Source organism: Nocardia higoensis (assembly GCF_015477835.1).
In the GTDB taxonomy this organism is placed as follows: domain Bacteria; phylum Actinomycetota; class Actinomycetes; order Mycobacteriales; family Mycobacteriaceae; genus Nocardia; species Nocardia higoensis_A.
This window is the reverse complement of sequence record NZ_JADLQN010000003.1, coordinates 201,578-221,882: the sequence shown is the minus strand read 5'-3', so window position 1 is coordinate 221,882 and position 20,305 is coordinate 201,578. Positions and strand designations below refer to the sequence as shown.

The following is a 20,305-nucleotide window of genomic DNA, read 5'->3' as shown; positions in this document are numbered from 1 at the left end:
GCGAGAATGCTCGGTGACCGGGTCGCGCTCAGCCTGCGCGGCGGCGACCCGCGGAGGTGCGAAAGATGATGCGGAAAAAGCTGTTTCAGGCGGCGCTCGCTCTCGGCGTGGTGAGCTCGGCGGGTCCCTCGGCGCTCGTCGCGCCCCCGGTCCTCGCCGCACCGAGCCCGGTGTTCGGGTCGTGTCCCGACGGGGCGGTGACCCCGGGCAGGGGCGCGCAGTGCGCGGTGATCGACGTGCCCATGAACCACGCCGAACCGGACGGCCCGCGTATCGAACTCACCGTCAGCCGGATCGCCGCCCAGGGCGAGCGGCGCGGAGTGCTGTTCACCAACCCCGGCGGCCCCGGCGTCGACGCCCTGGATTTCTGGGCGCAGCGGGTGGCGACCATGCCCGCCGACATCGCCGCGCACTACGACCTCTACGCCGTGCAACCGCGCGGCCTGCGTTGGGCCACCCCGCTCTCGTGCGCGGCGCAGACCACCGAGGACGATCAGGTGGCGGTGAGCGACGACGAGCTCAGGGCCGCCTGCGACGAGGCCCAGCCCGGCTACCTCGACACCATCACCACCGAGAACACCGCCCGCGATTTGGACGCCGTGCGCGCCGCCCTCGGTCTGGACCGCATCGGCTACCTGGGCACCTCCTACGGCACCTATCTCGGCGCGGTCTACGCCACGTTGTTCCCGCAGCGGGTCGAGCGCATGGTCCTGGACTCCAACGTGCACCCCGGCTGGATCTGGACCGAAGAGTTCGCCCAGCAGCAGGCCGCGGGCAAGCACCGCCTGGACGCTCTGTTCGAGTGGATCGCCGAACGCGACGACGAATATCGCCTCGGCGCCACCGCCATGCAGGTCTACCGGACCTGGGTGCGCCAGGTGTCCACGCAGGGCGGCGGTTGGTACGCCAACCTCACCCCGCCGCCGGCCGCCGTCTCCGATCTGCCCGGCGAACTGCCCGACCCGCTCGCCGAGATCGCCCGCGACGGCTTCAACGGCGGCACCGAGCAATTGGCGAAGGTGCAGAACTTCCTGCGCCTGCTGCTCTCCGGCGGTGCGTCCGCGCAGGTGCCGCTGGTGAGCGCGACCTCGGTGGCCACCTACACCCGCGCGTTCTGGCCCGCCTTCGCCGAGGCGATGGCCCGCGCGCAAGCCGATCCCGCCGATATCGAGCGGCTGGTCGCCATCGCGGGCGCGACCGACACCGATCCGATCGGCCGCTTCGTGTTCTCCGCCATCACGTGCAACGAGAACGCGGTGCCGGGCAGGCCCGAGATGCTCGGCGCCGCGGTGAGCACCCTCGCCTCCGGCGGCAACGCCCTCGACGCCCGCGCCGCCCTGGTGCGCTCCGGCATGAGCTGCGGTTCCTGGCCGCCTGTCACCGAGCCGGTGGCGATCGACGGCGCGGCCCTGGGCACCGCTCCGCTGCTGTTGCAGAGCAGGCACGACGCACTCACCCCCTACGAGGGTGGCCCAGCGCTGGCGCTGGCGCTGCACGCCGCGCTCATCACCGTCGAGGGCGGTGATCACGGCACCTTCGGCCGCGGGAACCCGGTCGTCGACGAGGCCGTGCTGACCTACCTGCGTACCGGCGAGGTGTCCATCTCCGAGGCTCCCGAAGCGCCGTTGCCCGCGTCGTGAGCGCCGCGTTGAATACTGTGCGCTCACATCGGTGATGCCCGGCGTCGGCAGCGCGGGCCGTGCGCGCCGAAGGCACCGTGCGCCGCGCGATCCGGTCCCGGAGAATGGGCCGGTGACTCCCGCGCCCCGGGTGGTACTCGCCCCGGACAAGTTCAAGGGCTCGCTCACCGCGCCCGAAGTGGCGGCCGCCCTGGCACGTGGCATCGCCTCGGTGCTGCCGTCCGCCGACCTGTGCCGGGTGCCGGTCGCCGACGGCGGCGACGGCACCGTGGACGCGTTCGTCGCCGCGGGCTGGCAGCGGGTCGGGCTCACCGCCCCCGGCCCGACCGGACAGCTCTCGCAGACCTCGTACGCGCTGCGCGGGGACACCGCCGTCGTGGAGTTGGCCGCGGTCACCGGTCTGGCGAAGCTGCCGGGCGGCACGCCTGACCCGCTGGGCGCGAGCACGTTCGGTCTGGGTGTCGTCATCGGGCACGCGATCGACGAGGGCGTGCGCGAGATCGTGCTCGGTCTCGGCGGCAGCGCCTCCACCGATGGCGGGGCGGGCATGCTGCGAGCGCTCGGCGCCCGGTTGCTCGACGCGCGCGGCGACGAGGTGCCCCTCGGCGGAGCCGCTCTGGCGCGCGTCGCCCGGCTCGAGACCGAGGCCGTGCGCGAACGCGTCGGCACGGTCACCTTCACGCTGGCCTGCGATGTCGACAATCCGCTGCTCGGCCCACGCGGCGCGGTCGCGGTCTACGGCCCGCAGAAGGGAGCGGACCGGGCGCAGCGCGCAATTCTCGAGGCGGCACTGGAGAACTGGGCGGCACTGGCCGGGCCCGCCGCCGCCGCGACGCCCGGCGCGGGTGCGGCGGGCGGCACCGGCTTCGCGGCGATCGCGGTACTGGGCGCGCGGGTGCGCAGCGGCATCGAGATCATCCTGGATCTGCTCGATTTCGCGACCCTGGTGTCCGGCGCCGATCTGGTGATCACCGGTGAAGGGGCACTGGACGAGCAGAGTCTGCACGGCAAGGCCCCGATCGGCGTGTGCGCGGCGGCGGGCGAGGTCCCGGTGGTCGCCGCGGTCGGTCGCACCCTGCTCCCGCCGCAGCGCCTGCGTGCGGCGGGATTCGCGGCCTGCTACGCACTCACCGACCTGGAGCCCGATCCCGACCGCTGTATCGGCGACGCGGCCCGCCTGCTGGAAGAACTCGGCGCGCGTATCGCCGTGGAGCGGCTGGGCGATTCGAATGCCGTTCGCTCATAGACCGGTGCCCGACGTGGGGGTGCCCCCTGCGACGAGCCGCGACCATCGCGGTCGCTCGCGCCGGTGCCGGGCGCGGCACGTCGTCGAGGCGGGCGGGGGTGGACCCGGCCGTAGTCAGCGCCAGCCGTACCTCGCGACGGCCGCCGCGGTCGATCGGTAGCGACCGCTGGAGGAATGTGCCGCGGCTCGAATCGGCAACGGTGCGAGCAGGGCTCAGCGAGTGGCGAGGAATTCGATTGCGGCGGCGTATCCCTGGATACCCATTCCGGCGATCACCGCGGTGGCGATCGGGGAAATGAAGGAGTGATGCCGGAATTCCTCGCGGGCGTGCACATTACTGATATGCACCTCCACGATCGGCACCTCGGGAATCACCAGTGCGTCGCGAAGCGCCACCGAAGTATGGGTGAGCCCGCCGGGATTGATCACGATGGCCGATTCCGCGCCACGGGCCTGATGAATTCGATCGATCAGCGCGCCTTCGTGATTGGACTGGAAAGCGGTGACGGTCCGGTCGAATCGGGCGGCGGTGCGTGCACAGAGGGCGACGACGTCGTCGAGAGTGGCGGCGCCGTAGACCTCGGGCTGGCGGGTGCCGAGCATGTTCAGGTTCGGTCCGTTGAGCACCAGGATCGGGGCCACCGTGTCTGCCATGCCCACACCCTAGCCGCCCGTGATCACAGGCCCCGTGGTCCCTGGGAGCGCAGGTCCTCGACCGTGCGCATGGCGGCGCGCAGCTCGGCCAGCCACTCTTCGGCATGTTTGCCCGCCAGTCGCACGGTCCACGCGAGGGCGTCCGAACGGGAGCGGGCGACGCCCGCGTCGACGAGGGTGTCGAGGACTTTGCGTTCGGATTGCCGGAGCCGGGTCATCACCGGGACGGCCAGCTGGGTGAACATCACCCGTTCGCCACCGGCGACGACACCCCAGGCGACCTTGCGCCGGTAGCGGTACTCGGCCTCGTTCGCGATCTGCATCCTGGCCGGGCGGGTGGTCTCCCGGAAGCGGGCGATCGCCCCCTCCACGGTGGCGGCGGGAACCTTCTCCGCGGCACCGCCGGCGTCCCCGGCCGAGCCGGTGTCCGGGCGCGGCAGGGGCAGGGTGCCGACGACGACGATTTCGTCGCGGTCGACCTCGATGCTCGGAGCGCCGGTGAACCAGTCGCTCGGCAATCTTCCGGCGAACCAGTCCGGCGCGTCGGCGGGGTCGGGCAGATCGGCTTGTTGCCAGCCGCCCGGACGGCCGAATTCGCGGCCTCGATGATCATGTCGCATCGCACTCACCCGCTGTAGTCTGTGATTGCTGTTACAGTGATTACAAGATTACGCCGTTCTCGGTTGAGCGGCAGAGCATCGGAAAGTGCGGGCTTTCGCTCCCCGCGAACACCGGCACCGGAATGGACTTCCGGGCCGTCTCGCGCCCCGGCGCGTCGCCCGGTACGTTGACGTCGCCGGTTATCGCCTTGTGACCGGATGTCACTCATGTTCGCCTGCTGGTGCCCGGGAATTCGGGCACAATCGATATGCTGAGCACGGGTAACGTCCCGGTCACCGGGGCGACGCGGGTGGATTTCATTCAGGTACGGTGGTCTTGTTGCTGGAGTGACAAGAGTGAAGAGTGGGCGATATGGATGTGTGGGGATCCCGCCGCTTTCGCGTCCGGGGCGCTATGGCACTCGCGGGAGTGACGGCTGTGGTGATGGCCTTGACGGGGTGCGGATTCCATACCGAGACGAGTGAACCCGAAGCGCTTGTCGACCGCTTCACCGAACTGCTCGACGAGCAGGAGTATCGCCAGGCCGCCGATCTCACTTCCTACCCCAACGCGGCTTCGGCAACGATGTCGCAAATGTTCGAAGGCCTCCAGCCGGGCACCGTCGACTACCAGAAGACGCAATTCATCGGGCTCGACGACGAGTCGGCCATCTTCAGCATGGACGTCGACTGGAACTTCGGCGAGTACGACTCGGGGCAGAAGAAGGAGTGGGGCTACAGCCTGCAGGGCACCGTCCGCAAGCTCGCGATCGGCTGGCGCATCTCCTGGGAACCCCAGTTGGTCATGCCCGAGCTGGCCGGCGGGCGGACCGTGAAGCTGGTGCGCACACTGCCCTCGCCCGCCCCGCGGGTGATCGATATCGTCGGTTCGTCGCTGATGCACGAGCAGGTCATCAATCTGGTCAAGCTCGACCCCGCCAAGATGCCCGACCCGGTCGCCTCCACCGACGCGCTCGCCAAGGCCATCGAGCCGGTCGCCCCGCTCATCACCGGCGCCTCGCTGCGAGACGAGCTCGCCGCCTCGAAGGGCGAGCCCATCCTCGCCGTCCGGCTGCGCGAAGGCGACTTCGCGATCCTGGAACCACGGATGGCGCCGATCCCCGGCGTGGTCCTCGAGAAGTCACCGGAGCTGATCTCCTCGGACCGCCGGGTCTGGTCGCCGATGCTCGACGCGATGCGCAATGTGTGGACCGAGAGCCAGGACCGGCACGCGGGCTGGGGTGTGCAGATCTTCGAGCCGGACGGGCGCTTCGTCCGGCAGGTCGCGGGCCATCAGGGTCCGCCGGGGCCGGACATCACCTCGACGATGGATCAACGGCTGCAGCGCGCCGCCGAAGACGCGGTGGTCAGCGTGGGCACACCCGCCTCGATCGTGGCGATCCAGCCGTCCAACGGCGCGGTGGTCGCGGTCGCCCAGAACAGCTACGCCACCGAACAGGGCCCGGTGGCCTTCACCGGACTGTATCCGGTGGGTGGGAACGTGGAACTGTTGCGCGAGGTCGCGGCGCTGGAGAAGAACAAGCCGCCGCGCGACGTCACCGTGCAGGACGCGGCGGAGGCTGCGGGCAGGCTCGGGCTCGGCGTCGATTTCCAGGTGCCCGGCCTCGACGAGGTGACCGCCCGGATCACCGTCGGCGGTCGCGGCGCCGAACAGGCCCGCCAGGGCGGCGGTTCCGATGTCGTGCTGGCCAGCCCGTTCGGGATGGCGATCGCGGCGGCGGCCATCGCGCGTGGGGAGGTGCCCGCGCCGTCGGTGGAGACCGGACGGCCGGGGACCACCGACGCGCAACTGAGCCCGCTCGGCAATCCGATCGTCGACCGGTTGCGCACGGTGCTGCGCGAGGAGATGGGCAAACCGCACCTGACCCCGCTGCGCAGTTTCCCGGTGATCGCCTACGCGGCCGAGGCGGACTCGGACGGCTGGCTGATCGCCAATATGGGCGACCTGGCCTTCGCCATCCACATCGCCGACATCGACAGCTCGAACGCGACCGCCCGGATGGCGGCGCGGATGTTGCAGTCGCTGGCACAGCCGGAGACCTGAGCCGCGCGCGATTCGCCGGGCCGACGGTTCAGCCTCGTGAGGAACGGGTGGCGAACGCGAGGATCGCACGCCAGCCGATCAGGAAGACCGCCAGCACGGTGCCCGCGACGATGATGAAGCTGAACGCGGTGCCCTGACCGGCGATCACCCGCACGATCATGCCGCCCGCCAGCGTGCCCAGCCACACGGCGACCGCGGTGGGCCACACCGCCGTCGGCGCGAACGCCGCCCGCCCGGTCAGCCTGCTCGCCGCCACGGCCAGCGCCCAACCGAGCGTCAGGCCGATCGCGAACGGCCACAGTGTCTCGAGCAGCCCGGTGAGTACCGCCTCGTCGTGGCTGCGTCGTCCGATGGCGCAGAACACGGCCACCAGAATCAGATCGACCGATATCGCTGTCAGCACTGTTCGCACCTGGTCAGCGTAGTGCGGCCGATCCACCCGCCGGCGCCCGGACCATCGCCCTCGACGCCGACGGCCGCCGGCTCACCGGCCCCGGCGACCGGGGCGACCTGCGACGACGGCGCTAATCGGTGGCCGTCTGCGCGTCGGATGCGGGTGCCTGCTCGGCGCCCGGGGCTGTTCGGTCGGCAGGTGTCAGCGCCTGCTCGTCGTCGGTGCGATGAGGGTCGAGGTTCGGGTCGGTCTGCTCGGCGTCGGTCAGGCCGACCGGCATCTGCTCGCCGTCCGGCCGGGTGCCGTGCTCGACGCTCGCCCTCGGCCAGGACAGCTGCGTGCTGCGGCTCCTGCCGCGCAACTGCACTTCCTCGCCGGTGAGCCACAGCGCCGCCTCGGCCTCCTCGGCGAAGTACAGCGCGCTGCCCGAGGCGAGCACCCGGCCGGGATGATCCTTGGCGAGCTCGGTGAGCCGGGAGGCCTCGTTCACCGGGTCGCCGATCACGGTGTATTCGAAACGGTTCGCCGCGCCGATATTGCCCGCGACCGCCAGTCCCGCGGACACACCGATGCCGATGTCCAGGCCTGCCACCTCGCGTAGCGCCTCGCGCAGATCCCTGGCGGCGGCCAGCGCGGCGGTCGGAGCGTCGGGACGGTCCAGCGGCGCGCCGAAGATGGCCAGCGCCGCGTCGCCGACGAACTTGTTGACGAAGCCGTGGTGGCGATCGATGACATCGACGACGACCCGGAAGAACTCGTTGAGCAGGCTGACCACCTCGGTGGGCGGACGCTCGGCGGCGGTCGCGGTGGAACCGACCATGTCGACGAAGAGCACCGCCACGAACCGGGTTTCCCCGCCGAGCTCGGTGCCGTAGTCGAGGGCGCGCTGGGCGACCTCCTCACCGACGTGCTGGCCGAACAGTTCCTGCAGCTTCCTGCGCTTGGCCGCTTCCTCCATCATCCGGTTGAAGCCGACCTGCAGCATGCCGATCTCGCTGCCGTCGAATACCTCGACCTGCACCTCCCTGGTGCCTTCCTGGGCGCGGGCGATGGCCTGGCTGAGCTGGCGCACCGGGTCGGAGATGCTCGAAGCGGTCAGCATCGACAGCGCCAGCGCCTGCAGGATCACCACCCCGCACAGCAGCAGGATCGACACGGCCAGCGACTGCGCCGAGAACTTCACGTCCGAGGAGATCTGGGTGACGCACAGCAGCACGATCGCGAACGTGGGCGCGAAAGTGCCCATTCCCCAGGTCATCGCCATTCTGGTACCGACGCCGGGGGTGAGGGTGTGATCGAAGGTGCCCTCGGTGAGCGCCTGGGCGGCCACCGGGCGCAGGATGCGCTCGCCGAGCATGTAGGTGAAGCCGAACACGATGGTCGCGGCCATGCACAGGGTGACGATCACCGCGCCCGCCAGCTCGGGCGACTCGGTGATGATCACCGCCGCCAGCACCGCGCCGCCGAGCAGCCACAGCACCAGGTGCAGGATGGCCTGCCGCAGCGGCGCGTGCAGCGCCGCCATCTGCTCCTGCCTGCTCGGCGGGCCGCCGCGCATCTGCCAGCGCATCACCGGGCGCAGCATCAGGGCCGAGGCGGCCAGGCTGAGCAATCCGCCGGTCACGAACACCGCGCCGGGGACGAGCAGGCCGATACGCCTGGCGCCGGCCGCCTCACCCTCCGGCACCGGGAGCCCGTATTGGATGAACGCCCACAGCAGCACCGCGCCGAAGGCATTGGCCAGCAGCATCGATGTCAGGTACAGCGGCCAGCGCGTATGCATGGTCTGTTTGACCGCTTCCAGAGGCGCTGACACACTCACCAATCTAGCGTTTCGATCATGTGGGTATGTTCGCGGCGCTGGGGCGGCCGTTGGGCTCACGACCGTGAGCCGCCCCGAGGGAAAGTGCCCGAGGCGCGGCGGACCCGGGCGTCCCGGTCCATCGCCGACTCGGTGGAGATGGCGAAGTGATTCCGCGACAAGAGCAAGAAGACGCAGGTAAGACACTCGAACCAGGCGCCGTGGCAGTGCTAGTCTTTCCAGCCGCTCGCATCGATGATCTCGTCCCAGGTCGGATACGACACCTCTGGATGACGCTGGCGAACGAGTTCGGTTGCGAGGCTGGAAGGGAACGCTTTACGCGGATCCGCAAGGACCTGATTCTCCATGATCGTGGTCAGAGCGCGGGTGCCACCGAGGCGGGGATAGGCGGCGTGGACGAGGTCTGCGTAGCCGGGCGGCAGATCGGTGGGGCCGCCGCCGATGTCGATGCCGATGCCTTCCACGGCTATCCAGATCTCCGCGGGACGACGACGCCGGTAGACGGGTGAGTCGCTGAATCCGGAGGTGTGGGCGGCGATGGCGTCCCATACGGTATCGACCCTGCTGTCGGTGACGCCGTTGCGTTCCAGGAACTCGGCCGCGAAGTCCGCACTGTCCATTTCGAACCGCTGCTGACCGTTGGCCATATCGCCCAGGCTGATGTCGTGCAGGGCGCAGATGAGGTACATGACTTCCTCGTCGTAGTCGGCGCCCGGACGGAGGTCGTGTGCACCGGCGACGGCGCGGGCGAACAGGAACCCGCGAATGCTGTGGTTGCGCACGGCCGGGCCGACCGCGGTGTCGAGCAGCTCACGGGCCGCCTTCGACACCGGTGAGGCCGGGAAGATCAGCGTGTCGGGTTGTGCGGATGCCGGCGTGCGCGGCAGCGCGATGGCGGCTCCGGCCACCGCGGCGGCACCGAGAGCTGTGCGACGTGGGATGTCCATGGGTACTCCGATCGGGAAGGGTGAGTGGGATGGGCTGGCACCGATAGCGGACCGGCGACGAGAGCGGCGATGACCGCAGCGTCCGGGGAGCCGGTAGCTCGATCACACAGATCACGCTCGACGTCGCCGCTTCACCGGACGTCGGGTTCGTCGGCGAGGTATGGCGGTGCGGGGTCGTAGTGGATCTCGCGACGCACGGCACGGGCATGGGCGCGGCCGTGCAATCGGCCGACGAGCCACAGCGCGCTGTCGATACCGGCCGAAACCCCCTGACAGCTGAGGATGCCGCCGTCCACGACGTATCGCGCGTCCCGGACGACGGTCACATCGCCGCGCGCTTCGAGGGCGTCCTCATACTTCCAGTGGGTGGCGACTCGGCGCCCCCGTGCCGGACCCGCGGCGTGCAGCAGGAACGCTCCGGTGCAGACACTCGCGACCCACACGGTCCGCGCTGCTGTCCGAGCGATCCACTCGGTGACAACCGTATTGTGCGGCTCCACTTTCCGTGCGCCGCGACCACCGGGAATCAACAGCACGTCCAGCGGTGGATGGTCGTCGAGCGTGTGGTCCGGCAGCACCCGCAGCCCTTTGCCGAAGCGCACCGGGTCGGGCCGTTGAGCGATCGAGACGACCCGGTCGGTGCCGTCGCGCAGGATCGCCGACGTGGTGAACACTTCCCAGGGTCCGGCGAAGTCGAGTTCCTCGGCGTCGTCGAAGATGAGGATTCCGTACGTTGTCATGGTTGTGGCTCTTGTTCGATCTCGCGGAAGGCATGGTCAGCGGAGCAATGCGGCGGCGATCGGTTCGTCGGGGGTGCTGCCGGGTGGGACGGCGAAGAACGCACTGCCGGTGTGCTCGACGAGGGGGTTCAGTCGGTCGTCGGCGGCGAGCGCGCGTTGTGCCCTGATGAACTGCTCGGGCGGGTCGTTCATGTACGCGACGAACAGCAGACCCGCGTCGAGCTGGTGGTGGCCGCCGTGGGTGTGTTCAGGCGTGCCGGGAAGGTGCGTGTGCGGGGATTGTGGCTCGGCACCCGGTCCGCCTGCGTTCGCGATCAGCGTGCCGTAGTCGTAGTTGTAACCGCGGCGCAGCATCGGTATGCCGTGGACCACGCGGACGTGGGCACCGGCGGGAATCGAGAGTTCGCCGTCCTTGTCACGGTGCTCGAGGTCCACCGGATCGAACTCGGTCGTGCCGCCCAACGGAGCTCCGTCGCCTCGTCGGCGGCCGATGATGCGGTCCTGCTCAGGCAGCGGCAGCTGATCCCACTCCGCGGTCTTCATGCGGATCTTGCGGAAGACCAGGTAGCTGCCGCCCTGGAACCAGGCGGGTTCGTCAGCGGAGCGAACCCAGACCGTGCGATCGATCTCGGTCTCGGTGCGCGGGTTTGCGGTGCCATCTCGGTGTCCGAACATGTTGCGTGGTGTGCTGCCGTCGGCGGGTCGGCTGAGGAAGCCGTGCTGGGTCCAGCGCATCCGCGCCAGTCCCGGCATCTGTGCCCGCAACGCGCGGAACGTGTTGCTGACGACCTGGGCGTCCTCAGCGCATATCTGCACCAGCACGTCGCCGTCGCACCACGCCGGATTCAAACGGTCGCCGGCGAACTCGGGTAGTGGGCCGAGGTGTCGCGGTCGCTGTGCGCCGAGCCCGAATCGTTCGTCGAAGACCGACGGCCCCAGACCGAAGGTGACGGTCAGACGGGCCGGAGCCAGTCCCGTCGCGAAATCGGTGTGTGCGCTGAACCCCGGTGGCGTCCCCGGTCGTTCCGGCAGTGGCGCGCCGGTCGCCAGCGCGGTGGCGGTGGCGGTCCATCCGGCGAGAAGTTCCCGCAGCACCCCGCGGTCCGGGCGCGCGATGTCGACCGACAGGAACAGCGCGTGCGATTGCGCGGAAGTCGCGATCCCCGATTGGTGCGGCCCGTGGAACGGTTCCAGACGATTTTCCGAAGTGGTGTCGGCTGTGGTCGCACGGCCCGCGACCACCCCGGCCGCAGCGGCTCCCGCGGTCGCCACGCCCACTCCGAACAAGCCGCGGCGGGTGATGCGGTGCGCATCGGTGCCCGCGCGGCCGGCAGTAGGTGTGCTCATATCCTCTCGCGCCTCCATACTGTCCCCCGCCGCTCGTACTCCATGACTTCCTCGACGGCGACGGCGATATCCGAGCCCAGTTCCCGCTGTACCAGCCACAGGGCGAGGTCCAGCCCGGAGGTGACGCCGCCGGTGGTGACGAGATCGCCGTCGTCGACGACCCGCGCCCCGGTGATCACCCCGCCTTCCTGTTCGAGCTGCTTGCGCAGCCGGTGGTGCGTGGTGCACGGCCTGCCCCGGGTGATCCCGGCAGCCGACAGCAGCATCGCGCCGACGCAGACCGATGCCAGGGTGAGGCCCTCGCGCGCGGCCTCGCCGAGCAGCCGGGGGAGCCGACCTCTCGCGATCTCGCTGGGGACACCGGGCGAGCCCGGCGGCAGGCCGTAGCCACCACCGGGGACCACGAGCACGTCGGCACGCTCGGGAGCCCATCCCGTTCGTACGTCGATGGTGGTGCCGGACATGAGCACGACCGCTTGCGGACTCGCCGCGGTCACCAGTTCCACCTCGACCCGGGAATCGAAATGCGCTGCGTAGCCGAACACTTCCAGTGGCGCGAAGATATCCAGGTCGTCCACGCCGTCGAATACCAGGATCTGCACTCGCCACTGTCCGGACGGGCTCTCGGGGCGGGATCGCCGAATCTGCGCGGATGCCCCTGTCACCGATGCCCCGGCGATGACGGCGCCGAGTCCCGCCCCCGCTCGTAGCGCTGCGCGTCGATTCACGGGGCTGCGCGATCGTCGCGGGGCGGAACCGCCGTGGAACACGCCGAGCGGCCGCCGGTGGCGTGGGCGACACGGCTCACAGCGAGAAGTAGGGATCGTCGATGACGTAGCGCCAGGACCCGTCGCTGCCGCGCCGGGCGATCTCGGTGGAGGTCGAGATCACCGGGTCGTCGCTCGGCGCCGCGCCGGTGACGGTGGCGTCGTTGGAGATCAGAGCCAGTTCTCCTGCCACGTGCACACGACGGGTCCGCAACTCGATCTTCGCCCCGGAGGCGATCATCGCGCCGAGTGAATCCTGGATGGCCTGCGTGCCCGATCGCGCGCTGCCTGGTTTCGGAAAGAGCAGTGCGGCAGGTTCGTACAGCGACATCAACGCCTCGAGGTCGCCGGCGTTGAAGTGCAGCGCGAACAGCGAGGCCAGTTCGGCAGGCTGTGCGGCCGCGGCCCGACGTGAGCCGATCCCCACCGGACGATCGTTCCAGCCCGCGTCTTCGACGGCGTCGAACCAGGTGGTCGGCGCGTGAGTCGGGAAATAGAGCTGGCAGAGCTGGCCGGCGAAACTGAACCAGCTGCCCTTGGCCGGGTTGTCACGCACCTGTTCGGCCAGCATTCGACCGAACACGTATCCGAGGTCGTGACGCGGCCAGACGGCGTGCACGCGATCAGCGAAGCCGTCGGGTAGCAGCTCGCGCCGCATGCCGGCGATATCGGCGCCGGTGCCCATCTGCATCAGTGCCTCGACCGTCCCGAAGCGGTGCGCGATGCCGTCGCTGGTGTGCAGCGCGATGGCATTCCATACGGTCTGTACGCGCTGCTCGTCGACGCCTTCCTTCCTGAGGAACCGCGCGGCCGCGTCGGCTCCGTCGACCTCGAAACGCTGGTCGCCGTTCGCGTAGTCCGTGGCCCCCAGGTCGTGCAGCAGACAGCTGAGGTAGAGCAGTTCGTCGTCGTAGTCCTCGCCGGCTCGCAGCCCCTGCACAGCGGCCAACTCGCGGGCATACAGATACGCGCGTACGCAGTGGTTGTAGACCAGCGGTGCCGAGACTTCGGCGACCAGAGTGTCCGCCGCGACGGCGAGCTTCGAGCTGGGTAGCCCGAACTGGGCCGGATCGACTTCTTGTACGGTCATCGTGGCTTGCTTCCTTCCGAGATGTGCGCACTCAGTGTGTGCTCGGAAGTAACGCCAGCCCAGTGGCCGGATAGCCAACTAGTGCCCAAATATGGCCAACCCGTGGGCGGCTCATCAGGTCGGCAGTCTCCGGCCGGCGTCTATCTCCGGTTGGTGCCCGTCTGCGGTTCCCGGTGGCGATCGCGCGCCCGGACGGCACCACCGACATGGTGAAAGCTGTTGCGGTAGGCCTGCGGAGATGTCCTCGTCAGGCGGGCGAAGTGGTAGCGCAGTGTCGTTGCGGCGCCGAAGCCCGTCTCCTCGGCGACGCGGTCGATGGACAGGTCGGTGGTTTCGAGCAACTGCTGCGCACGGTGTACCCGGGCGCGTAGCAACCACTGCAAAGGCGTGGTGCCGATCTCGGCACGGAAACGGCGGTTCAGACTGCGCACGCTGATGGCTCCGTGCGCGGCGATTTCGTCGAGGGTGAGTGGGCGGTGCAGGTTCACCTGCATCCAGTCCAGGACCGGTTGCAGGGACGTGTCCGGGCTCCGTGGGTCGGTGTAGGCGATGAACTGGGCCTGCCCGCCGTCCCGCTGCGGCGGCATCACGATTCGGCGCGCGGTGTCGGCAGCCACCTTGGCGCCGAGATCCCGCCGGACGATGTGCAGGCACAAATCCAACCCCGCCGTCGCTCCGGCCGAGGTGAGCACGCTGCCGTTGTCGATGAACAGCACCGAAGCGTCGACCTCGACAAGTGGATACCGGCGGGCCAACTCGGCGGCGGATTCCCAATGTGTCGTCACCCGCTGCCCGTCGAGAAGTCCGGTGGCGGCGAGGGTGAACGCCCCCACGCAGATCGAAGCCATGCGTGCGCCGCGGGCGGCCGCTTCCCGGAGGGCGTCGCGAACGCAGTCGTCGGGTTCGCAGAAGAACCCGGCCCGGCCGGGCACCACGACGGTGTCGGCATCGGCGACGGTGTCGAGGTCCCAGTCCGTCTCCAGTCGTACCGCGCCGTGCACGGAGGCGGTCGCGCTGGTGCCGCCGATCGTCACGACCCGGATGTCGTAGTGCTTCTCCTCGCTGACCGAATTCGCCGCGCCGAACACGAAGCCCGGGAGCATTACCTCGAATCCGAGCGCGTTGTCAGGGGCCAGGACCGCCACGATCGCCATGTGGCTGGAACTTAACAGATAGGGCTGAAACGGACGCATCGGCCATGTCGGCTCCGGCTTCCCCGTCTGGGTGTGTTCGCGGCGCTGGGGCGGCCGTTAGGCTCACGACCGTGAGCCACCCCGAGGAAAGTGCCCGAGGCGCGGCGGACCCGGGCGGCGCGGCGGGTGCGGGCGCATCGGACGGCATCGTCGGTGTACCGGGCGGCGCTTCGGACACCCGGGGAACTCCCCGTTCGGCCGCCGATTCCGTGCATCCGATCGTGCGGCAGGCCGCGGAGTGGTCGTGGCGCCTGCTGGTGATCTTCGCGGCGGTGATCGCGGTGGCGATGTTGGTGCAGCGTTTGTCCACGGTGCTCATCCCGGTGGCGATCGCGCTGCTGGCGGCCGCGCTGCTGGCGCCGCTGGTGGACTGGATGCAGCGTCTGGGGGTGCCGCGCTGGATCGGGGTGGTGGTCGCGCTGATCGGCTCGCTCGGGTTGGTCGCGGGCACCATGACTTTCGTCGTCGAGCAGTTCGTGGCCGGGGTGCCGCAATTGTCCGACGAGGTGACCGCCAGCATCGAGAAGATCCAGGACTGGCTGATCAACGGACCGCCGCATCTGAGCGACGACCAGATCCGCAGCGCGGGCGACACTCTGGTCAAGACCATCGAATCCAATCAGGACAGCGTCACCAGCGGAGCGCTGACCACCGCGACCATGATCGGGCAGTTGCTCACCGGCACCTTCCTGACGCTGTTCATCCTGGTGTTCTTCCTCTACGGCGGCGATCAGATCTGGGAGTTCGTGACCCGGGTGGTGCCGACTCAGCACCGCGACCGAGTGCGCCTGGCCGGTGAACTCGGCTTCGGAACCCTGGTCGGCTTCGTCCGGGCGACAGTCGTCGTCGCGGCGGTGGACGCCATCGGCATCGGCGCCGGGCTGCTGATCCTCGGCGTGCCGATGGCGCTGCCGCTGGCCTCGCTGGTGTTCATCAGCGCGTTCATCCCGCTCATCGGCGCGTTCCTGGCCGGGTTCGTCGCGGTGTTCATCGCGCTGGTCACCGAGGGACTGGTGACCGCGCTGATCGTGCTGGGCATCATCATCGCGGTCATGCAGCTGGAAAGTCATGTGCTGCAACCCTTGCTGCTCGGTCGCGCGGTCAGCGTGCATCCGCTGGCGGTGGTGATCGCGATCGCGGCGGGTCTGGTGCTGGGCGGGATCGCGGGCGCGTTGCTGGCGGTGCCGTTCGTGGCGGTGATGAACACCGCGATCCGCTCGCTGCTGGCCGAATCGCCGGAGGAGGTCATCCACGATCTGCTGACCGGCGAACCCAGACTGTATTCGGCGGAACCGGATAGACCGGATATCCCCGACGGCGAACGACCCCGATGAGCCCCGACCGGCCCGCCGAGCCCAGCGCCGACGATGCCGCCACGGCCCCGCTGTGGCGGGCGGTGCAGGCGTTCCGGCTGGTCACCCTGCTGTACGCGATCGGTCAGCAGATCGCCTCGGTGCCCTACTACCAGAATCAGCGCCTGAGCTGGGTGTTCATCGCGTTGATGGCGGTCTGGTCGGGTCTTTCGGCGCTGATGCTCTCGCACTGGCGCGCCGACGTGATGCGGTGGCGCTCGGCGGTGGTGGTCGGCGACCACATCGTGGTGATCGGGCTGATCGCGGCGACCAGGCTGGTCGCCGACTACGACTGGTACCACGGCCACCAGACCCTGCCGACCACCATGTGGGCGGCCAATGCCGTCATCTCCGCGGCGATCCTGCGGGGGCCGATGGTCGGCATCGCGTCCGGGTTGCTGATCTCGGCGGTCATCATCACCGTGCGTGAGCAGTGGGGCGCCGACGTGTGGACCGACGCGACCGCGCCGGTGCTGGTCTCGGTCGGGCTCGCGCTCGGCCTGGCCGCCGAGACCGCCCGGCGCGCCCAGGACCAGTTGCGCCGCGCCGTGCGCCTGACCGCCGCCGCCGAGGAGCGCGAGCGGCTGGCCCGCGAAGTGCACGACGGTGTGCTCCAAGTCCTCAGCTACATCAAACGACGGGGCAGCGAAATCGGCGGTGTTACCACGGAATTGGCGAATCGCGCGGGTGAACAGGAAGTGGCGCTGCGGGTGCTGCTGTCCGAGCAGGGCGGCAGGCACGCCGCCGGTCGCGGCGAGCGCGGTGACAACGAGGTGGATCTGCGCGGTCTGCTCACCGCGCACGCCACGCCGCGGGTCTTCGTGTCGACGCCGGGAGAGCCGGTGCCGGTGGGGCCGTGGGTGGCAGGGGAGATCGCCGCCGCCGTGGTGACCGCGCTGGCCAATGTCGAGCTGCACGCCGGACCGGACGCGAAAGCCTATGTGCTGCTGGAGGACACGGGCGAACAGCTGATCGTCAGCGTGCGCGACGACGGGATCGGCATCGCGCCGGGGCGGTTGGCCGAGGCGGAAGCCGAGGGCCGGATGGGTGTTTCGCGCTCCATCATCGGGCGGATCGCCGCGCTCGGCGGCACGGCGGAGCTGTTCGCCGGCGGCGCCGAGGCCGAAGGGGCGGAATGGGAGTTCCGGGTGCCGCGCGGGTGAGCGGACCGGTGGCACGATGAGACCGGCACCGTGCCCAGACCCGCACCATGACCGACATCGACACGGTGCCTCGACACGGTGCGGCCGAGAGGAGCGGGACGATGACCGAGGACACGCGCGCCGGGGCTGTGTCGGTGATGGTGGTCGACGACCATCCGATGTGGCGCGACGGGGTCTCCCGGGACCTGGAGGAGGCGGGTTTCCGGGTCGCTGCCACGGCCGACGGGGTGGGGTCGGCCACCCGCCGCGCCGCCGCTGTCCGGCCCGACGTGGTCCTGATGGACATGCAACTGCCCGACGGCAGCGGTGCCCAGGCGACCGCCGAGGTGCTGCGGGTTTCCCCGGACAGCCGGGTGCTGGTGCTGTCGGCCTCGGCCGAACGCGACGACGTGCTCGAGGCCGTCAAAGCCGGTGCGTCCGGCTACCTGGTCAAGAGCGCGTCGGCGGCCGAGTTGGTCGAGGCGGTGCGGGCCACGGCCGCCGGTCAGCCGGTCTTCACCCCCGGCCTCGCCGGGCTGGTGCTCGGTGAATTTCGGCGCATTGCCGGCGCGCCGCCACGACCCGACGAACCGCATCGGCCCGCCCTCACCGAGAGGGAGACCGAAGTGCTGAGGATGGTGGCGAAAGGGCTGTCGGCCAAGCAGATCGCCGCCCGGCTCGGGCTCAGCCATCGCACCGTGGAGAACCATGTGCAGGCCACCCTGCGCAAACTGCAGCTGGCGAACCGGGTCGAGCTGACCCGCTACGCCATCGAACAGGGCCTCGATTAGCCACCGGTATCAGGGTTCGCCCTGATGTCGTGCGGGCCCGGCGTCGGTAACCTCGAAACATGGGCGCCTCCGAACCGGAATCCCACCGCACGGCCGAGTCGGTGGGCGATCGTGATCTGCGCGTCTCCGACGCCGAGCGTGAGCACGTCGGGCAATTGCTGCAACGGGCTGTCGGTCTGGGGATGCTCTCGCTCGGCGAGTTCACCGAACGTATGGACACCGCGTTGGCCTCCAAGACTCGAGGCGAACTCAATTCCGTGCTGGTCGACCTGCCCGGCATCCGGTTGGTGGGCGCGCCCACCGCACCGTCACGCGGTTTCGCCGGTCCGGCCGTGCCGTATGGACCGCAGCGTCCGGCCTTCCTCCCCGGCGCGGGTTTCCGGGGCGCGGCTTTCCACGGCCCGGCCTTCGGCGCGGGTGCTGCCCACCGCCGGCCTCCTGCCGGATCGCAGCCGTCGGGGAACGATGTGGCGTCGAATGTGATCCGCACCCGGATATCCGATGTTTCCAGGCGGGGCCGGTGGAATGTGCCGCCGACGCTGCACCTGAACAATTGGGTCGCGTCGGTGACGCTCGATTTCACCGAGGCGGTGATGTCGACGCAGGTGGTCGAAATCTTCGTGGACGATTTCTGCTCGACGCTGAATCTGGTGGTGCCCGCGGAAGCCACGGTGAATCTCGACGGCCTCGAGCCCATCGCCGCCAGCGTCGCCAACAAAGTGCGCACCGGTCCGCCGATGGGCCCCCTGCATCTGGTGGTGCGCGGACGGGTCAGGTTCGGATCGGTGACCGCGAAGCGACCGCTGATGGAGCACTGGCGCACACTGCTCGGCCACTGAGATCCTTCCGGACCTCCACCCGGGGTTGTGGTGGGCCCCCGGGTGGAGGTTGCCCAGCTGCCGCGCGTCGAGCGGGAACGCCGACGATTACAGGCAGATGGCCACTTCGAGCGGCAGGCCCGGAATCGGGATGCACACCTCCACCGAACCCGCGACGGCGGTGGCAGGGGCCGTGGGGGCTGCGGCGGTGGCGGTGCCCGCGCTCAGCGCGCCGGCGGTCAGAACGAGGGCGGCGAGGGCGGCGGGGCGGGTGAACTTCGACGTCATGGGTGATCCTCTGGTCGGTTGAACTGCTTCCCCGACTGGGGGCAGGCACCATCAGACCACGTGTTGTTACCGGTGGGTAGCGCTCGTCGGCGTCCCTAGGGATGAGACAAAATGTCCTCGCACAATTTGTGTCTTTCCACTTTTCGAGCGTCTCAGGTATTGACACCGAGGCGGCGGGCAAAGGCGCGCAAAGGCATGCGGCGATCGTTGTCGAGTAATTCGGAAACGATATGCCGGGGCAGTGACTGGTATTTCATCCAATCCGCGCCGCCGACCCGCTCGGCGTCGAGCAGGGCGCCGAGCGCCCGGCCGTACTGGCCGGTTCTGGTCCAGGCCACCGCGGTGTCGGCGAGGTGCCTGGCGCGCGAGGCCTGCGGCAGACCGCCGTTGACCGGCATCTGCGCGGCGGCGGTGAGTGCCTCCGGATAGCGCTCGGCGGAGACGTTCACGTCCACCGTCTGCATGACCACCTGCGAAGGGCCGAAATAGGTTTCGTAGTCCTGCCGGTCGACGCCGAGGCGCAGCGCCACCTCCCCCGCCGTCTCCAGCAGCGCCAGCGCGTCCGGAATGTTCTGGGCCCGCCCGGCCGCGGTGGCGCCCTGCAGGACCAGTGAGCCGTAGGCGGACAGATGCGCCGACGCCACCTCGCCGTCCGGCTCGAGTTCGCTCGCCGCGCGCAGTGCCACGCCCCGGGATTCGACGTAGCGGCCCTGCACCAGCAGTTGCCAGGCCACCGAACCGCGAATGGTGGCCAGCAGCAACGGATCGTCGCCGCGTTCGGCGGCGGCCAGGGCGAGGCGGATCGACAGGAAGGCCGGGTCGGTCTGTCCGAGATGCACCAGGGTGCAGCCGGTCACCCAGTACATCCGGGCGAGCAGTTCGTTGGCCGGGGCGACCGAACCGTTGCGGGCGGCGTGCACGGTGGCGCGCAACTGGGTGAGGCCGGTCGGCAGGATCGTGGTCAGCAGTTCGTAGCGGCCGGACCAGTACGCGCCCCAGGCGTAGTCGACGGCGCGACGGCCGTCCTCCAGTGACACCGCGGCCTCCTCCGGCGCGCTGCCGAGCAGGTCGTCCACCGGAGTGAGGGCACGACGGATGGCCACGATGCCCGCGTCCGGATTACCCGACGGGATGCCGTGACGATTGCCGATCAGATCGGCGATGTCGACATCGAGGGCGCGCGCGATCTTCTGCAGACTGGCGATCGAGGCGGTCTGCCTGCCACCTTGCTCGAGCTTGCGCACGAGATCGACGCTCACGCCGGCCTGATCGGCCAGCTGGCGTTGGGTGAGCGCTTTACCACGAAAGCGCCTGATGCGTACGCCGATCGAAGAATCGTCCATAACCTCGAGCCCTTGTGTTACATCCAGGTTTCAGGATACCGACGGTAGGGCCTGTATCGGTGTCGAA

Annotated in this window: 19 protein-coding genes; 7 read left to right on the top strand and 12 right to left on the bottom strand. The window is 69.6% G+C overall.

From position 1 onward, the window contains the following. The first annotated feature begins 65 nt into the window (after window positions 1–65). Window positions 66–1,640, top strand: a complete 1,575-nt coding sequence (locus IU449_RS18905; protein WP_195003441.1) for an alpha/beta fold hydrolase — start codon at window positions 66–68, stop codon at window positions 1,638–1,640. Window positions 1,641–1,752: 112 nt separating this feature from the next. Beyond that, complete coding sequence (locus IU449_RS18900; RefSeq protein ID WP_324188320.1) at window positions 1,753–2,886, top strand: glycerate kinase; 1,134 nt, start codon at window positions 1,753–1,755, stop codon at window positions 2,884–2,886. 213 nt (window positions 2,887–3,099) lie between these two features. Here IU449_RS18900 and aroQ read toward each other — a convergent pair whose 3' ends face one another. After that, window positions 3,100–3,540: a type II 3-dehydroquinate dehydratase gene (gene aroQ / locus IU449_RS18895; RefSeq protein WP_195003440.1), complete on the bottom strand. Its 441-nt coding sequence runs from the start codon at window positions 3,538–3,540 to the stop codon at window positions 3,100–3,102. Between the two features lie 23 nt (window positions 3,541–3,563). Beyond that, entirely contained in the window at window positions 3,564–4,160 is a 597-nt protein-coding gene (locus IU449_RS18890) for a hypothetical protein (RefSeq protein WP_195003740.1), read from the bottom strand. A 394-nt stretch (window positions 4,161–4,554) separates the two neighbouring features. Between IU449_RS18890 and IU449_RS18885 the strand changes: the two genes are divergently transcribed. Beyond that, window positions 4,555–6,204: an NTF2-like N-terminal transpeptidase domain-containing protein gene (locus IU449_RS18885; protein WP_195003439.1), complete on the top strand. Its 1,650-nt coding sequence runs from the start codon at window positions 4,555–4,557 to the stop codon at window positions 6,202–6,204. Between the two features lie 28 nt (window positions 6,205–6,232). On the opposite strand, the gene IU449_RS18880 is transcribed toward IU449_RS18885, so the two are convergent. The 8 genes from IU449_RS18880 to IU449_RS18845 all read right to left on the bottom strand — a co-directional run bounded on the left by IU449_RS18880 (window position 6,233) and on the right by IU449_RS18845 (window position 14,465). After that, window positions 6,233–6,616, bottom strand: a complete 384-nt coding sequence (locus IU449_RS18880) for a DUF3054 domain-containing protein (RefSeq protein WP_195003438.1) — start codon at window positions 6,614–6,616, stop codon at window positions 6,233–6,235. A 112-nt stretch (window positions 6,617–6,728) separates the two neighbouring features. Next, entirely contained in the window at window positions 6,729–8,381 is a 1,653-nt protein-coding gene (locus IU449_RS18875; protein WP_228805283.1) for an adenylate/guanylate cyclase domain-containing protein, read from the bottom strand. A gap of 248 nt (window positions 8,382–8,629) precedes the next feature. Next, window positions 8,630–9,367, bottom strand: coding sequence for an HD domain-containing protein (locus IU449_RS18870; RefSeq protein ID WP_195003437.1), 738 nt, complete (start codon window positions 9,365–9,367; stop codon window positions 8,630–8,632). Window positions 9,368–9,498: 131 nt separating this feature from the next. Further along, on the bottom strand, window positions 9,499–10,107 hold the full coding sequence (locus IU449_RS18865) for a DJ-1/PfpI family protein (protein ID WP_195003436.1): 609 nt from the start codon (window positions 10,105–10,107) through the stop codon (window positions 9,499–9,501). Window positions 10,108–10,143: 36 nt separating this feature from the next. Further along, on the bottom strand, window positions 10,144–11,454 hold the full coding sequence (locus IU449_RS18860) for a Dyp-type peroxidase (protein WP_195003435.1): 1,311 nt from the start codon (window positions 11,452–11,454) through the stop codon (window positions 10,144–10,146). Next, a complete protein-coding gene (locus tag IU449_RS18855; RefSeq protein WP_324188319.1) occupies window positions 11,451–12,056 on the bottom strand; it encodes a DJ-1/PfpI family protein in 606 nt (201 codons plus the stop codon). The genes IU449_RS18860 and IU449_RS18855 overlap by 4 nt, the downstream gene beginning before the upstream one ends. A 202-nt stretch (window positions 12,057–12,258) precedes the next feature. Further along, window positions 12,259–13,311 (bottom strand): HD domain-containing protein, encoded by a 1,053-nt coding sequence (locus IU449_RS18850; RefSeq protein ID WP_195003433.1) that lies wholly within the window; start codon window positions 13,309–13,311, stop codon window positions 12,259–12,261. Window positions 13,312–13,451: 140 nt separating this feature from the next. Beyond that, a complete protein-coding gene (locus IU449_RS18845; RefSeq protein ID WP_195003432.1) occupies window positions 13,452–14,465 on the bottom strand; it encodes a GlxA family transcriptional regulator in 1,014 nt (337 codons plus the stop codon). A 248-nt stretch (window positions 14,466–14,713) separates the two neighbouring features. Here IU449_RS18845 and IU449_RS18840 point away from each other — a divergent pair, with 248 nt between their 5' ends. The 4 genes from IU449_RS18840 to IU449_RS18825 all read left to right on the top strand — a co-directional run bounded on the left by IU449_RS18840 (window position 14,714) and on the right by IU449_RS18825 (window position 18,628). Beyond that, the gene (locus IU449_RS18840; RefSeq protein WP_195003739.1) at window positions 14,714–15,838 is read left to right on the top strand and encodes an AI-2E family transporter; all 1,125 of its coding nucleotides are present in this window, start codon (window positions 14,714–14,716) and stop codon (window positions 15,836–15,838) included. After that, window positions 15,835–17,019, top strand: coding sequence for a MacS family sensor histidine kinase (gene macS, locus IU449_RS18835; RefSeq protein ID WP_195003431.1), 1,185 nt, complete (start codon window positions 15,835–15,837; stop codon window positions 17,017–17,019). The genes IU449_RS18840 and macS overlap by 4 nt, the downstream gene beginning before the upstream one ends. Before the next feature lie 101 nt (window positions 17,020–17,120). Further along, on the top strand, window positions 17,121–17,789 hold the full coding sequence (locus IU449_RS18830) for a response regulator (protein WP_195003430.1): 669 nt from the start codon (window positions 17,121–17,123) through the stop codon (window positions 17,787–17,789). A 101-nt stretch (window positions 17,790–17,890) separates the two neighbouring features. Beyond that, window positions 17,891–18,628 carry a DUF1707 SHOCT-like domain-containing protein gene (locus IU449_RS18825; protein ID WP_195003738.1) on the top strand — a complete coding sequence of 246 codons (738 nt, stop codon included), beginning with the start codon at window positions 17,891–17,893 and terminating at the stop codon, window positions 18,626–18,628. An 87-nt stretch (window positions 18,629–18,715) separates the two neighbouring features. Here the strand turns inward: IU449_RS18825 and IU449_RS18820 are convergent, their stop codons facing one another. Beyond that, the gene (locus IU449_RS18820; RefSeq protein WP_195003429.1) at window positions 18,716–18,895 is read right to left on the bottom strand and encodes a hypothetical protein; all 180 of its coding nucleotides are present in this window, start codon (window positions 18,893–18,895) and stop codon (window positions 18,716–18,718) included. A gap of 152 nt (window positions 18,896–19,047) precedes the next feature. Beyond that, complete coding sequence (locus IU449_RS18815) at window positions 19,048–20,238, bottom strand: helix-turn-helix domain-containing protein (protein ID WP_195003428.1); 1,191 nt, start codon at window positions 20,236–20,238, stop codon at window positions 19,048–19,050. Window positions 20,239–20,305: the final 67 nt, after the last annotated feature.